12 protein-coding genes, 1 tRNA gene and 1 pseudogene are annotated in these 14,130 nt (G+C 71.5%); 5 read left to right on the top strand and 9 right to left on the bottom strand.

The features are described 5' to 3' along the window. Positions 1-138: 138 nt before the first annotated feature. The 3 genes from OG936_RS13460 to OG936_RS13450 all read right to left on the bottom strand — a co-directional run bounded on the left by OG936_RS13460 (position 139) and on the right by OG936_RS13450 (position 2,862). On the bottom strand, positions 139-1,113 hold the full coding sequence (locus OG936_RS13460; protein WP_406494822.1) for a ribose-phosphate diphosphokinase: 975 nt from the start codon (positions 1,111-1,113) through the stop codon (positions 139-141). Positions 1,114-1,233: 120 nt separating this feature from the next. Continuing rightward, positions 1,234-2,682, bottom strand: a complete 1,449-nt coding sequence (gene glmU, locus OG936_RS13455; protein ID WP_406494820.1) for a bifunctional UDP-N-acetylglucosamine diphosphorylase/glucosamine-1-phosphate N-acetyltransferase GlmU — start codon at positions 2,680-2,682, stop codon at positions 1,234-1,236. Positions 2,683-2,791: 109 nt separating this feature from the next. Next, a tRNA-Gln gene (locus OG936_RS13450) sits at positions 2,792-2,862 on the bottom strand. Between the two features lie 161 nt (positions 2,863-3,023). On the opposite strand from OG936_RS13450, the gene OG936_RS13445 reads away from it, so the two are divergent. Continuing rightward, entirely contained in the window at positions 3,024-4,337 is a 1,314-nt protein-coding gene (locus OG936_RS13445) for a sensor histidine kinase (protein WP_406494818.1), read from the top strand. Between the two features lie 172 nt (positions 4,338-4,509). Here the strand turns inward: OG936_RS13445 and OG936_RS13440 are convergent, their stop codons facing one another. Both OG936_RS13440 and OG936_RS13435 read right to left on the bottom strand, forming a co-directional pair. Continuing rightward, positions 4,510-5,043 carry an SUKH-3 domain-containing protein gene (locus OG936_RS13440; RefSeq protein WP_406494816.1) on the bottom strand — a complete coding sequence of 178 codons (534 nt, stop codon included), beginning with the start codon at positions 5,041-5,043 and terminating at the stop codon, positions 4,510-4,512. Between the two features lie 10 nt (positions 5,044-5,053). After that, positions 5,054-5,578, bottom strand: a complete 525-nt coding sequence (locus tag OG936_RS13435; RefSeq protein WP_406494814.1) for a YwqJ-related putative deaminase — start codon at positions 5,576-5,578, stop codon at positions 5,054-5,056. A gap of 302 nt (positions 5,579-5,880) precedes the next feature. Here OG936_RS13435 and OG936_RS13430 point away from each other — a divergent pair, with 302 nt between their 5' ends. The 3 genes from OG936_RS13430 (at position 5,881) to OG936_RS13420 (ending at position 10,389) form a co-directional block, all read left to right on the top strand. Continuing rightward, positions 5,881-6,858, top strand: a complete 978-nt coding sequence (locus tag OG936_RS13430) for an SMI1/KNR4 family protein (RefSeq protein ID WP_406494813.1) — start codon at positions 5,881-5,883, stop codon at positions 6,856-6,858. Positions 6,859-6,863: 5 nt separating this feature from the next. Then, positions 6,864-9,311, top strand: coding sequence for an SUKH-4 family immunity protein (locus OG936_RS13425; RefSeq protein ID WP_406494811.1), 2,448 nt, complete (start codon positions 6,864-6,866; stop codon positions 9,309-9,311). 184 nt (positions 9,312-9,495) lie between these two features. Further along, positions 9,496-10,389, top strand: a complete 894-nt coding sequence (locus OG936_RS13420; protein ID WP_406494809.1) for a cellulose-binding protein — start codon at positions 9,496-9,498, stop codon at positions 10,387-10,389. Positions 10,390-10,534: 145 nt separating this feature from the next. Here OG936_RS13420 and OG936_RS13415 read toward each other — a convergent pair whose 3' ends face one another. The 4 genes and pseudogenes from OG936_RS13415 to OG936_RS13400 all read right to left on the bottom strand — a co-directional run bounded on the left by OG936_RS13415 (position 10,535) and on the right by OG936_RS13400 (position 13,312). Continuing rightward, positions 10,535-10,762 (bottom strand): DUF397 domain-containing protein, encoded by a 228-nt coding sequence (locus OG936_RS13415; RefSeq protein WP_406494808.1) that lies wholly within the window; start codon positions 10,760-10,762, stop codon positions 10,535-10,537. 82 nt (positions 10,763-10,844) lie between these two features. Beyond that, positions 10,845-11,153: pseudogene (locus OG936_RS13410) on the bottom strand (DUF5753 domain-containing protein); the annotation flags it as partial. A gap of 72 nt (positions 11,154-11,225) precedes the next feature. Next, positions 11,226-12,845 carry a cation acetate symporter gene (locus OG936_RS13405; protein ID WP_406494807.1) on the bottom strand — a complete coding sequence of 540 codons (1,620 nt, stop codon included), beginning with the start codon at positions 12,843-12,845 and terminating at the stop codon, positions 11,226-11,228. Next, a complete protein-coding gene (locus OG936_RS13400) occupies positions 12,842-13,312 on the bottom strand; it encodes a DUF485 domain-containing protein (RefSeq protein WP_406494806.1) in 471 nt (156 codons plus the stop codon). Before OG936_RS13400 ends, OG936_RS13405 begins: the two co-directional genes overlap by 4 nt. A 360-nt stretch (positions 13,313-13,672) precedes the next feature. Here OG936_RS13400 and OG936_RS13395 point away from each other — a divergent pair, with 360 nt between their 5' ends. Further along, positions 13,673-14,128: a GNAT family N-acetyltransferase gene (locus OG936_RS13395; RefSeq protein ID WP_406494804.1), complete on the top strand. Its 456-nt coding sequence runs from the start codon at positions 13,673-13,675 to the stop codon at positions 14,126-14,128. The last annotated feature ends 2 nt before the right edge of the window (positions 14,129-14,130 follow it).

Genomic DNA, 14,130 nt, shown 5'->3' with positions numbered 1-14,130 from the left:
GCCCACGACAGGCCTGCTACGAAGAGCGCGTCGATAACGGACCGCCGTACCCATGGGTACGGCCTCCCTCGCCGAGCAACTCGCTGAGTCTACCCGGCGGGGAGGCCGCACCCAAAGTGGATCTTCCGAGCCCCGCGTCTACTGCTCCTCGAAGAGGCTGGTGACCGAGCCGTCCTCGAAGACCTCGCGCACCGCACGGGCGATCATCGGCGCGATCGAGAGCACCGTGATCTTGTCGAGTTCCTGTTCACCCGGGGTCGGCAGGGTGTCCGTGAGGACGAACTCGCTGACCTTGGAATTCTTCAGACGGTCCGCCGCCGGACCCGACAGCACACCGTGGGTCGCCGTCACGATGACGTCCTCCGCGCCGTGCGCGAACAGCGCGTCGGCGGCGGCGCAGATCGTGCCACCCGTGTCGATCATGTCGTCGACCAGGACACAGACCCGGCCCTTCACATTGCCGACGACCTCGTGGACCGTCACCTGGTTGGCGACGTCCTTGTCACGACGCTTGTGGACGATCGCGAGCGGGGCGTCCAGACGGTCGCACCAGCGGTCGGCGACGCGCACCCGGCCGGCGTCCGGGGAGACGATCGTCAGCTTCGAGCGGTCGACCTTGGCGCCGACGTAGTCGGCCAGTATCGGCAGCGCGAAGAGGTGGTCGACCGGGCCGTCGAAGAAGCCCTGGATCTGGTCGGTGTGCAGGTCGACGGTGAGGATGCGGTCGGCACCCGCCGTCTTCATCAGGTCGGCGATCAGACGGGCCGAGATCGGCTCACGGCCGCGGTGCTTCTTGTCCTGGCGGGCGTAGCCGTAGAACGGCACGATCACCGTGATGGAGCGGGCCGAGGCGCGCTTCAGCGCGTCCAGCATGATCAGCTGCTCCATGATCCACTTGTTGATCGGAGCGGTGTGGCTCTGGATCAGGAAGCAGTCGGCGCCGCGGGCGGATTCCTGGAAGCGGACGTAGATCTCACCGTTGGCGAAATCGAAGGCCTTCGTCGGCACGAGGCCGACACCCAGTTGGTGCGCAACCTCCTCGGCCAGCTCGGGGTGGGCGCGGCCGGAGAAGAGCATCAGTTTCTTCTCGCCGGTCGTCTTGATCCCGGTCACAGCACAGTCTCCTCAGACGTGTTCCTGGCACCGCGCGCATGTGTCCCGATGTGCGACGAGCCAGCCGAAATGGGGTGAGCATCTATCACGGTACGCCGTGCTCGGCGCACCTGTTTCCGGTCAGCTTTCGCTGTCGTGCTCCGGGACGGCGGCCTGCGCCGCCTGCGCCGCGGCACTTCCCGGACGCTTGCGGGCCACCCAGCCCTCGATATTCCTTTGCTGGCCGCGCGCGACGGCCAGCGAACCGGGCGGTACGTCCTTGGTGATGACCGAGCCGGCCGCGGTGTAGACACCGTCCCCGACCGTGACGGGCGCCACAAACATATTGTCCGCCCCGGTACGGCAGTGGGAGCCGATCGTGGTGTGGTGCTTGGCCTCGCCGTCGTAGTTCACGATGACGCTGGCGGCACCGATGTTGGTGTGGTCGCCGATCGTCGCGTCGCCGACGTAGCTCAGGTGCGGGACCTTGGTGCCCTCGCCGATCGTGGCGTTCTTCATCTCCACGTACGTACCGGCCTTGGCCTTCGTGCCGAGCCTGGTGCCGGGCCGCAGATAGGCGTACGGGCCGACCGTCGCGCCCTCGCCGACCTCGGCCCCGTCCGCGACCGTGTTGTCCACGCGTGCGCCCGCGTGGACGACGGTGTCCTTGAGCCGGGAGTTGGGGCCGACCTCGGCGTCCTCGGCGAGATGCGTGGCGCCGAGCAGATGGGTGCCCGGGTGCACGATCGCGTCCCGCTCGTAGGTGACCGTGGCGTCGATCAGCGTGGACGCCGGGTCGACGACGGTCACCCCGGCCAGCATGGCCCGCTCCAGCAGCCGCTGGTTCAGCAGCCGCCGGGCCTCGGCCAGCTGGACCCGGTTGTTGATGCCGAGGATCTCGCGGTGGTCACCGGCGACCGAGGCGCCGACCCGGTGCCCGGCCTCGCGCAGGATGGAGAGCACATCGGTGAGGTACTCCTCACCCTGGCTGTTGTCGGTACGGACCTTGCCGAGGGCGTCCGTGAGCAGCCGGCCGTCGAACGCGAAGACGCCGGAGTTGATCTCCCGGATGGCGCGCTGGTCCTCGGTGGCGTCCTTGTGCTCGACGATCTCGACGACCGCACCGTCGGCCGGGTCACGGACGATCCGCCCGTAGCCGGTGGAGTCCGGGACCTCGGCGGTCAGCACGGTGACGGCGTTGGCGTCGGCCGTGTGGGTGGCGGCGAGAGCGCCGAGCGTCTCGCCGGACAGCAGCGGGGTGTCGCCGCAGACGACGATCACGGTGCCCTCGACGGTCCCGCCGAGCTCGTCGAGACCGACGCGCACGGCGTGGCCGGTGCCGCGCTGCTCGGCCTGGTAGGCGGTGCGCAGCCGGTCGTCGATCGCGGTGAGATGCGCGCCGACCCGCTCGCTCTCGTGGCCGACGACCACGACGAGATGCTCCGGATCGAGCTCGCGGGAGGCGGCGACGACATGTCCGACGAGCGAGCGCCCGGAGATCTCGTGCAGAACCTTGGGAGTCTTCGACTTCATACGGGTGCCCTCACCCGCTGCGAGGACGACGACGGCTGCCGGGCGGATGGCGCTCACGGAAATGCCCTTCGGCTTCGGGTGGTGGACATCCGAAGGATACCGGGGCGCCCGGGGGCCGACACGGGCGCGGGCCCCGACCGCACTGGTCGGGGCCCGTTCGCAGAAGCTCCCCTGCCAGGATTCGAACCCGGACAAATGGCACCAAAAGCCACTGTGCTGCCGTTACACCACAGGGGACAGCAAAGCCGATCGACTGGACACGGCGTCAGGTCGTCGACCGGGCAGACAACACTATGCCGTACCACCGGCCCCGGACGCGACGGGTCACGGTGCCCCGATCCGCGTCCGCTGTCCCGGTCACCCGAAAACGAGGTGCGTCCGCCCGTAGTCTGGACGGCATGACCACAACGGGGGCATACCGGGAAGCCGCGGGTCCGATCACCCGCGGATATGGGTGGTGGGAAAGGCGGCGCAGCGTCGCCCTGGACGTGGGGCTCGCGGTCCTGTCGGCGCTGGAGTGCGCTCTGGAGGGGGTGGAATTCGCCGGGGACACCGGGCTGCCGGTGCCGGTCGGTGTGGTGTTCGGGCTGCTCGCGGGGGCTGTGCTGGTGGTGCGGCGGCGCTGGCCGATCGCCGTGGTGCTGGTGTCGATCGCGACGACGCCCGCCGAGATGGGTTTCCTGATGGGACTGGTCGGCCTCTACACGCTGGCCGCTTCCGATGTGCCGCGCAGAATCACCGCGGTGCTGATGGGGATGTCCTTCACGGGGACGTTCATCGTCACGTACGTACGGCTGCGGCAGAGCGTCGACGCGCAGACCGATTTCGGGCGCGACGACTGGTACGTGCCGCTGCTCTCGCTGTTCATGTCGCTCGGGCTCACCGCGCCGCCCGTGTTGTTCGGCCTGTACATAGGGGCCCGGCGCCGGTTGATGGAGAGCCTGCGGGAGCGGGCGGACTCGCTGGAGCGGGAGCTTTCGCTGCTCGCCGACCGGGCCGAGGAGCGGGCCGAGTGGGCGCGTACGGAGGAGCGCACCAGGATCGCCCGTGAGATGCATGACGTGGTCGCGCACCGGGTCAGCCTGATGGTCGTGCACGCTGCCGCGTTGCAGGCCGTCGCGCCGAAGGACCCGGCGAAGGCGGTACGGAACGCCGCGCTGGTCGGTGACATGGGGCGGCAGGCGCTGACGGAACTCCGCGAGATGCTCGGGGTGCTGCGGAGCGGTGAGCCCGTGCCGGCGCGGTCCGCGCAGGTGCCGCTCGCGTCGGTCGGCCGGGCGGCCGCGGCCGTGGCGGCAGCCGCGGCGGAGGACGGGCCCCGGCTGCATGAGGTGGAGACCCTGGTGGGGGAGTCCAGGGCGGCCGGCATGACGGTGGAACTCTCGGTGGACGGCGAGGCCCGCCCGTACGCTCCTGAGGTCGAGCAGACCGCGTACCGGGTGGTGCAGGAGGCCCTGACGAATGTTCACAAGCACGCGGCCGGCGCGAAGGCATGGGTGCGGCTCGCGCACCGGGACGCGGAGGTCGCGATGCAGGTGGAGAACGGCCCGTCGGACGCCGCCACGGCGGACGCCGGGCTGCCGAGCGGGGGCAACGGGCTCGTCGGCATGCGGGAGCGGGTGCTGGGGCTCGGCGGCGTCTTCGTTTCCGGGCCGACGGACGCGGGGGGTTTCCGGGTGTCGGCGGTCCTGCCGGACCGGGGGGCGGCCTGACCTGCCCGGCGGGCAGTTACCAGCCCGTCCGGCGTTTGAGGACGGAACCGGGACGGCGGGTTGCCAGGACGGAATCATGGCCGGGCACGGCCGGGCACGGCCGGGTGCCGACTTGTCCTCCCTCGCCGGACGGGCCGGTTCGTGCCGGGGTCGGCCGGAAGATCCGGGCCGCTCAGCCGGGGATCAGGCGTTCCGGCTGGATGCCTCCGATCAGGGTGGCGAGTGCCTGGTCGATGTCCGGGCCGAGGTACCAGTCCCCGGTGTGGTCGATGCTGTAGACGCGTCCCTCGGTGTCGATCGCGAGGACGGCCTGCCCGTCCCCCTCCTCGCCGAGAGGGCTGACCTCGGTCTCCAGCGCCCGGCCGAGGTCGCCGAGCGTGCGGGCGAGATGCAGGCCGCTCATCGGGTCGATGCGTACGGGGGAGGGCGCGATCTGCCGGCCGGGCGCGGACGCCGTGATGTGGAGTCCGCCGAATTCCGCCCACGCCTCGACGGCGGCCGGGAAGACCGCGTGCTGATGACCGGCGGGTGACGCGTGCGAGCGCAGCGCGTCGGCCCATTCCTCGGCCCGGCGGATGTCCCAGCGGCCCGGCTGCCAGCCCGCGGCGCGCAGGGCGGCGTCGACGGCGACGGGGAAGCGGGTCGTGGGCTGGGGGTCCCGGCCCGTGGGGCCTGCCTGTTCGGGTAGGTCGGTTCGGTCGTGCATCGGCGCCCGGTCAGCCCTTCTCGGCGGTGGTCGCCGCCCCGGTGGTCGTGAGGTCGACGGGACGTACGCCGAAGTGGGCGAGCATCTCCGTGCAGGAGCGGCACGGCGGCGCGTAACTGCCGTGCATCGGGTCGCCGTCCTCGCGGATGCGCCGTGCGGTGAGCCGTGAGTGCTTCAGGGCGCGGCGGGCTTCGCCGTTGGTCAGGGGCTTGCGCTGGGCCCGCTTGGAGCGGCCGGCTTCCGCGGCGGTGAGTTGCCGGGACAGCAGTATCGCTTCGGGGCAGCGGCCGGTGAAGCGTTCGCGCTGGCTGCTGGTGAGGGTGTCGAGGAAGTCCTGGACGAGGGGGTGCAGCACGGGGGGCTGGTCTCCCTTGCCCGCCGTGCACGTGAGCGTCTCGCCGCGCACGGACAGCGCCGCGGCCACCGCGGGCAGGATGCCGTCGCGGCGGTGGTGCAGGCGGGGTATGGGGCTGGTTCCGGTGTTGCTCCAGCTGAGGCGTGGGTCCCCGGTCGTGACTGTTCGTGCGGTGTGCATTGGTGCTTTCCCTCCCGTGCCGGCAGCGGTAGCTGCGCGATGTGCACGCCCCCGAGTTGCGGTGACAGCCTGCCAAATGTCGCGGCTCGTCGCGAAGCTGGGGCGGGGAAACGTGCCTCCGTGTCGCCGGATGGGGCAGGAGCGTTGCTTGTCCGTCACGTCGTTGTGACGGTTCGTGACGGAAGGAAAAGGGGGCGGCGCACGGGCGGGACCCGCTCTTGCGCCACCGCATAGGCTGTGCGCGGACCGCCCCCTTGGGCAGGTCGGTCCTCACCAGCCAGACGCAGCAGGGGGCAACCGCCATGACGACAGGTCGGCTCGGGCAGCAAGCCGCGCCACCGAACGCGGCCTATGCCGGGCAGCTCGTGCATTTCCCGGACCCGGTCCGGGCGTCCCGTCATCCCAGAGGCGTGCGGATGGACGAGCACGGCAGCCCGGACTTCGCGCCGTACGCGCGCGCCGCCGCCGAGATCGCCGCGCCTCCGCCGGGTTTCGGCGTCGATGAGCTGCGGCTCACCGACTATGTCTCGGCCAATGCGGTGCTGGCGGCGAGTGGCCATGAGCTGTGGGACACGATTCCCGCGGTCGCGACCCCGCATGGCTGGACCTGGCACCACGTCCCCGGTGGGCGGCGCATGGAGCTGATTCCGGTCGAGGTCAAGGCGTTGCTCAGGCACCATGGCGGCCTCGCTGCCACGGCGGTCGACCAGAACAAGCGCGGCACACGCCCCTTGCAGGAGACCCGGCCCGCGCACTTCCGGCTGCCCAAGGGGGCCGTGGCGGTGAGCGAGCAGCAGATCCTGGGCGTGGAGGAGGACCTCGGTTACCGGTTGCCCGGTGCGTACCGGTCCTTCCTGAAAGCGGCGGGCGGTTCGGCTCCGGTCGGGGCGGCCCTCGACGCGGAGCTCGGTCTCCTGGTCGACCAGCCGTTCTTCACGGTGCGCGAGGAGGCCGCCGTGAACGATCTGGTGTACGTGAACAAGTGCTTGCGGGACCACCTCACCAAGGACTACCTGGGCGTCGGCTTCGTCCAGGGGGGCCTTCTCGCGGTGAAGGTGAAGGGCCATGGGGTCGGCTCGGTCTGGTTCTGTGCGTACGACGACGCCCGGGACCAGGACGGCTGGACGGTGCAGGAGCGGGTGGACCGGCTGCTGCTGCCGTGCGGCGGCGATTTCGATTCCTTCCTGCAGCGTCTGGCGGGTAATCCGCCGGAGCTGGAGACCGTGGCGAACCTGATGGTGGACGGCGGCTTCGCGCGGGCCGTCCCGGTGGAGGGGTGAGCGCGATGGTGACCTTTGCGCAGGCGCAGGAGCGCGCGGACGAGTGGATCAACGGCGAGATGCCCGCGTACCAGCACCGTGAGGTGCGGGTGCGGGAGTTCGAGCTGGGCTTCGTGGTGTGGGGCGAGGACCGTGCCGAGGGTCCGGTCTCGGACGGGGGCCGGCAGCGGTTGGTGATCGCCCGGGACAGTGGTGAGGCCACGCTGTGGCCGGGGTTGCCGGTGGGTGAGGTGATCCGGCGGTACGAGGAGGAGTACGGGGCGCACGCGGCGGCTCCGGCCGCTCCGGAGCCGCCGCAGCGCATCGACCTGAATCAGACGTCGTTCCTGCTGAGCCCCCCGGAGTGGCTCCAGGAAGCGGCCGACAAGCTGGGTATTGCGGACCAGCGGGCGGGGCGGGAGGGGGCCGCGGTCCCTTCGGCCCCGTCGGCTCCCTCGGCCCCGTCGGCTTCTCCGGCTCCGCCGGACGGTTCGCGGGGTGGGCCGGTCGCGTACGAGCCGACGGCCAACGATGGCGTTCAGGCGTCCTCCGTCGCCGCGTCGCCGCCGAGCGTGCCCGCCGGGGCCACCCCCTGGGCCGGGACCGACACCAACGCGGGTTCCGACGACGGTGCGGTGCCGCTGCCGGCCACGGTGTTCGCGCCGCCGCTTTCGGGTGCCGACGACGAAGGGACCCCGCCGCCGGTCGTGCCGGCCGACGCGCCGACCGCCCTGATGTCGGGGGGCAGTCGGTTGCCGCCGACGGCGGTCGCCCCCGGCCTGGAGCCGCGGGGCAGCGGTGCGCCCGCGCCGGGTGCGCCGGGTGCGCCGGGTGCGCCGGGTGCTTCCGGCCCGGTTCCCGGCCCCGGTGCCGGTGACATCGCGGACGCGGCCACCAGCAAGGCCGTCGTCCCGCCGCGCGGTGCGCGCGGGGGCGGTCCGACGACCCCGCCGCCGCCGGGTGCCCCCGGTACGCCGGGTGCGCGGCCGGGTGCGCCTGTGCCGCCGCCCTCGGGTCCGGGTGCGCCCGGCGCTCCGGCGGGCGGATACCTGCCGACGCAGCTCGTTTCCCAGCAGGGTCCTCCCGGTCCGCCGGCGCCCCCTGCCCCGCCCGGTTCGACGCCTCCGCCGTCCGGTGGTGGGGTGCATCATGCGGCGACGATGCTGGCGGATCCGAGCAGGGGTGGCCCGGGTGCGCCGCAGCCGCCCGGTCCTCCTGGTCCGCCCGCACCTCCTGGCCCTCCCGGCCCTCCGGGGCCCCCTGGTCCTCCCGGTCCTTCCGGTCCGCCGGCGCCCCCTGCCCCGCCCGGTTCGACGCCTCCGCCGTCCGGTGGTGGGGTGCATCATGCGGCGACGATGCTGGCGGATCCGAGCAGGGGCGGCCCGGGTGCGCCGCAGCCGCCTGGTCCGCCTGGTCCTCCCGGTCCGCCCGGAATGCCGCAGGGCGGCGCCCCCACGCCACCGCCCCAGGCGTACGGGTATCCGCAGGCACCCGTCGGTCAGCCGACCGTCGGCCCCGGCTACCAGGCCGTGCTGCGCTACCGCGCGCCCGACGGCAGCGAGCAGCAGCTGATCCGCCGCTCGGCGCCCGGCACCCCGCATCCCGAGTGGCAGATGCTGCACGAGCTGCGGGCCATGAACGTGCCGCCGCAGCAGGTCATCGAGCTGCACACCGAGCTGGAGTCGTGCGAGCTGCCCGGTGGGTACTGCGCGCGGATGATCCGGGAGACCTGGCCGCAGGTGCGGATCACCAGCGTCGCCCCGTACGGCACCGATCACGCCAGCCGCCAGCAGGGCATGCAGCATCTGCTCACGCATCAGGGCGAGCTGCATCAGGTGGCGGACGGGCCGGCGCGGCCGGCGCCGGTGCGGGCGCCGCTGCCGCAGATGCACCCCGCGCCGCCGTTGCCGCCGGAGGCCGTCGCGCAGGAGCTGTTGCAGGCCTTCGGGCCGCAGGGCATCCTCCGCTTCGATCAGCGCGCGGTGTCACGGCAGGGTGTGCCCGAGACCGTGGCACAGACGTTGGTGTGGGCGGGGCTGCCCGCCGACTTCGGGCCGTTCTTCTGGGCGCAGCCGGGCCGGCCGGTGGTGCCGACGCTGGGTGAGCTGGCCGCCCAGCGGCAGGTGCAGGCCGCCCCGGACGCGGGGTCGTACCTCGTCATGGGGTCCGACTTCGGGCGGGCGATCTGTGTCCAGTACGGCACCGCGAACATCGTGGCGGTGCCGGTCGAGGCAGGGCCCGGCTCTCAGTCGGTGCCGCCGCAGTTCGTGAACACCGGGCTGCCGGAGTTCCAGCGTTCGATGGCGCTGCTCGGCCGGATGTGGCGGCTGAGGTTCGGGCTCAATCCGGAGCAGGCGGGCCGCTGGACGGTCGACTTCCAGGCCCAGCTGGTGGCGCTGGACGCGGCGGCGCTGGCGTCGCCGGAGAGCTGGTGGTCCGTACTGCTCGAACAGATGTGGGACGGGTTGATCTGACCCGGCAGGTTTCCGCGTACGGCGCCCGGTTCCCCGTGAGGGGGGCCGGGCGCCGTGCTGTGTGCGGTCTGTGATGCCGGTCGCTTCCGTCCGGAAAGTCGCTGATGGATTCCGACTTCTGCGGCAATTGCCGCATCCTTAGACGTACTGCAGGTGGTCGGAGAGTCGGAAAGAGGCTTCAGGGATGAGTTCTGCACCGGTGTCCGTGCATGGCTTCGTCGGCGTACGGGGGCGTGGCTACCGTCCGGAGCAGGTGGACCGGGCCGTGGGCGCGCTGTCGGCGGAGCGGGACGGGGCGTGGGAGCAGGTGGCCCGGCTGACCGCGCTGGTGGAGGAGTTGTCGGCCGAGTCGGTGCGGCTGGGCGAGGCCGTCGCGCAGCTGGCCCCGCAGGATTACGCGTCGCTCGGTGAGCGCGCCCAGCGGATCCTGGCGCTCGCCGAAGGCGAGGCCGAGGCCGTCCTGGGCGCCGCCCAGGAGGAGGCGCAGGCGTTGCGGGACGCGGCGGACGAGGCGGGCCGGGGGCTCAGCGAGTCGGCGCGCGCGGATGCCGGGGCGATGCGGGCGGCGGCCGAGAGGCATGCCGACGAGACGTTGTCCGCGGCCCGGGGCGCCGCCGACCGGACCTTCGCCGAGGCCCGCGAGGAGGCCGCGGAGGTGCGGGAACTGGCGGAGTCCGCGATGGCCGAGACACATCGTCGCACCGCGAGCGTCCTGGCCCACCAGGAGCAGGAGCACGCCGAGCGGTGGAAGGCGGCCGAACGCGAGGTGGCGGACGCCGAGGCGGCGCAGGCGGCGCGGCACGATGAGCTGACCGAGCAGGCGGAGGCCCGTCTGGCCGAGGCGCGGCGGGCGCTGGCGGAGACGGAGGAGGCCGCGCGGCACGGTCAGGAGGACGCGGCGGCGCAGGGCGCGGCGCTGATCGCGGCGGCCAGGGTCCGTGAGGAGCGGGTGATCCGGGAGACGGAGCGGATTCTGCGGGAGCACGAGGAGGGCCGCGAGGAGGTGCAGGCGCACATGACGCACGTGCGGAACTCCCTCGCGGCGCTCACCGGGCGGGTGGGCCCGGCGGAGGACTGATCGGTGCAGTGCAGTGCACTGTCACGGATATTCGCGTAGGCGGAACCGGGCTGCGACGGCCTCAAGGACTGGCGGCATCCGGATGTCCGCCCACGCGCCGACCCTCGGATGCGGCAGCGTGTCGGCCGGTCCGAGGGCTCGCCGACTACCCGACGGGGTGGAAGCGGCGGTCCTTCTTCAACTCGGCTATGAACGAGGTCCAGGAGGGCGCGGCGAAGGACAGTGCCGGGCCGCTGGCCTTCTTGCTGTCACGGACGGGGACGACTCCGGGGAATCCGTCCGCCACTTCCACGCAGTTGCCTCCCTCCTGATTGCTGTAGCTGCTTTTGCGCCAGGCGGCGTCGGTCAGATCGGGACGGGACACTCGCGTCACGGTGGTTGTCCTCCATCGCGGATCGGATCATGTCGAGCGACATGAGAGGGGGCAGAGCTGCCGCCCGGAGCTGCTCGTAGGTCACCGCGAAGCGCCTGACTTCCTCCGGATCCTCGATCAACTGGCCGTAGTGCGCGCCTTCTGTGTAGCTGACCTCGGTGCCGTCGGGAAGGACCAGAACGGTCAGGGATCCGCCCATGGCGGCGTGCTCGCCCTGGGCGAACGGCAGTACCTGCAGGGTGATGTGGGGCTCCTCGGCCGCGGCCGGCAGGTGGGCCAGTTGGGCGCGCATGACTGCCGGGCCACCCACCGGGCGTCGTAGCACCGCCTCGTCGAGGACCACCCACAGCTCGGGACGATCGGCGGACCACAGGCGCTTCTGACGGTCCAATCGTGCCGTCAGCCGCTCCTCCAGGTGTTCCTCGCGATCGTCCTTCTCCGGCCGACGTCTGCGCCCCCGTTCTCAGGTGCGGTCGGCCGGTGGCACCCCCGCCAGGATGCGGGGCTCCTCCCTGTCGTACCGGCGGCGGGCCTCGGCCGCCGTGTAACGGGGCAGGACGGTTCCCAGCCAGCCCGCCAGGAATCCGGCGGGGATGGAGACGAGGCCGGTCGTGGTGAACGGGAACCAGTTGAAGTCCTGCCCGGGGAAGACCGAGGAGGGCGAGCCCGAGACCAGATTGGTGCCGGTGATCAGCACCATGACGGTGACGGTGCCGACGATCAGGGTGCAGAGCAGTCCGGTGCGCGTGAAGCGTCGCCAGAACATGCTGTAGACGAGGGCCGGGGCCAGCGCCGACGCGCCGACGCAGAACGAGAGCGTCGCCAGTGCCTGCACGTTCCAGTGTCTGGCCACGACGGCGAGGGCGATGGCGAGCAGTCCGACGGCGACCGTCGAGGCCTGTGCCGTACGCATTTCGGACAGGCCCGGCAGTGGCTTCCTGTTCGGGTCGCGCACCCCGTGCAGTCCGTGGGCGAAGAGATCGTGTGCGAGGGAGTTCGCGCAGGCGAGGATCATTCCGGCGACGGAGGCGAGCAGCGTCAGGAAGATCGCTGTCGTCATCGTCGTGACGATCAGCGCGCCCAGTTGTCCGCCGCCCGCGACCACGCTGCTGACCTGGAGGATCGAGCTGTTTCCGGATGCTCCGGCGGCGGTGATGCGGTCGTGGCCGACGAGTGCCCCCGCGCCGAAGCCGATCACGACGACGAGGAGACAGATCGCGGCGACCACGGCGATCGCCCAGGACAGTGAGCGGCGGACGGCCTGGGTGGAGCGGCCGCTCGTCATCCGCATGGCCACGTGGGGCAGGCAGGCGGCACCGAGTACCACGGTCAGTTCGGAGCTGACCATGTCGAGTCCGCTGCCCTTGAACTGGAGCCCCGTGCGCAGATACCCGGCACCGGCGCCGCTGCTGTTCCGGGCGGCCGAGAGCAGGGCGCCGGTGTCCCAGCCGAAACGGTTCATGATCAGTACGGAGATGGTGAACGCGGCGACGAAGAGGACGACCGTCTTCACGATCTGGATCAGTGACGTGCCCTTCATGCCGCCGATCGCCGCGTAGCCGATCATCAGGGTGCCGAGTCCGATGATGGCGCCGGTGCGGAATCCCGAACTGTCGAAGCCCAGGATGAAGGCGAGCAGATCGCCGCTGCTGGCGAGTTGGACGACCATCATCGGGACGAGCGCGGCGAGGGTGGTCGCACAGGCGGTGATGCGGACGGCGCGGCCGGGGGCGCGGCGCACGAGCAGGTCGCCCACGGTGAACCCGCCCGCGTTGCGCAGGGGTTCGGCCAGCAGGAACATCAGCAGGACGAGCGAGAGGGTGATGCTCAGGGCGAGGATCGTCCCGTCGTAGCCGGTGAGGGCGATGATGCCGGTGGTGCTGAGAACCGTGGCCGCGGAGAGGTAGTCGCCCGCGAGGGCGAGGCCGTTCTGCAGGGGCGAGAGCGAGCGGGAGCCGGCGTAGAACTCGTCGAGGTCGTCGCGGTCCGGACCGGTCATCACACAGAGCAGCAGCGCGACGGTGGCCACCGCGAGAAACGCCACCAGGGACATCGACTGCGCGGACTTGTCGAATCCGTTCACCGGGCCGCTCCCGCTCTTCGGAGCCGGGCGGCGAGCGGGTCGACCGTGTGCCGGGCGGTCCGTTCGTACAGGACGACGGCGAGCAGCGTCACCGGGAACTGGCCGAGCCCCAGTGCCAGGCCGATGTTGAGGCCGCCGAACAGGGAGCGTTCCATCAGGCCCTTGGCGAAGGCCGACAGCAGGAGGAAGGCGACGAAGTAGCCGAGTGCGGTCAGGGTCGTGATGCGCCGCAGCAACCGGTACGCGGTGCGCAGCCGGCGCAGGTCGCCGTGGCGGGGGCCGCCGGCCGCGGGGGTGGCGGGCGGGTCCGGCAGCTCCGGGGGCGGCACGGGGTCCGAACTCTGCCAGGGCAGCAGGTAATCGGGGTGTTGCGGAGAAGGGGGCCGATGCCCTCGGGGTGCCGTCGGCAGCCGTTCGGGCCAGGAGGAGTACGGGGACGGGGACGAGGGTGGGCTTCCGTACGACATCTGGGTGCTGCTCCTTGCATGGCTCGGGTCCTGGGCTGGACGGCAAGGCAGGAGTGCGGTGGTGCTGTCGGAAGCGCGAACATTACTCGCCGGTATGGGGGGTTGGGGAGACGTTGGCCGGAACTACCCAAGGTAATGGCTCAGTTGCATGAGATCCGGCCCGGCGGAAACCCCTGCGGAAAGGTCTTCGACGGCGCTTGTTCACCCAGGGGCCTGTTGCGAAAGTGCTGGTCACGGACATGCGCTGCTCGGCTGTGCTTCCATGTTGCCGTGAATCGAAAGCATGCCCTCGCGGCTGAAGGCCCCTTGATCCGTCATGTCCGGCGTCGCAGTGAGTCGGACCTTGACGAGTGCGTCCTGGTGCTCGCTGACGTCCACGAAGCCGACGGATATCCGGTGAACTGGCCGGACCACCCCGTCGGCTGGCTGTCGCAGCCGTCACTGTTCGCGGCCTGGGTAGCGGAAGCGGACGGGCGGATCCTTGGTCACATCGGCCTGTCCCGTAGCGAGTCAGGGGACGCGGCCCCCGGCCTGTGGAGCAGGCGTGAGGGCCTGAGTGTCGAGGTGACTGCCGTGGTCAGCCGCCTGTTCGTCGCTCCGACGGCCAGGGGTCAAGGGATCGGCGCGCTGTTGATGGCGCAGGCGGTGCGGGAAGCGCGGGAACGCGATCTGCATCCGGTCCTCGATGTCGTGGCCTCTGACATCGCGGCAGCGGCTCTGTATGAACGTCTGGGCTGGAGCTTGCTGGCCACCGTCGATCAGCAGTGGAGTCCGACCGAAACTGTGACCGTGCGTTGCTACGCCGCTCCTGCGTGACC

Origin of the sequence: Streptomyces sp. NBC_00846, from assembly GCF_045207325.1 — a bacterium.
Taxonomy (GTDB): domain Bacteria; phylum Actinomycetota; class Actinomycetes; order Streptomycetales; family Streptomycetaceae; genus Streptomyces.
This window is presented reverse-complemented; position numbering and strand designations above follow the sequence as displayed.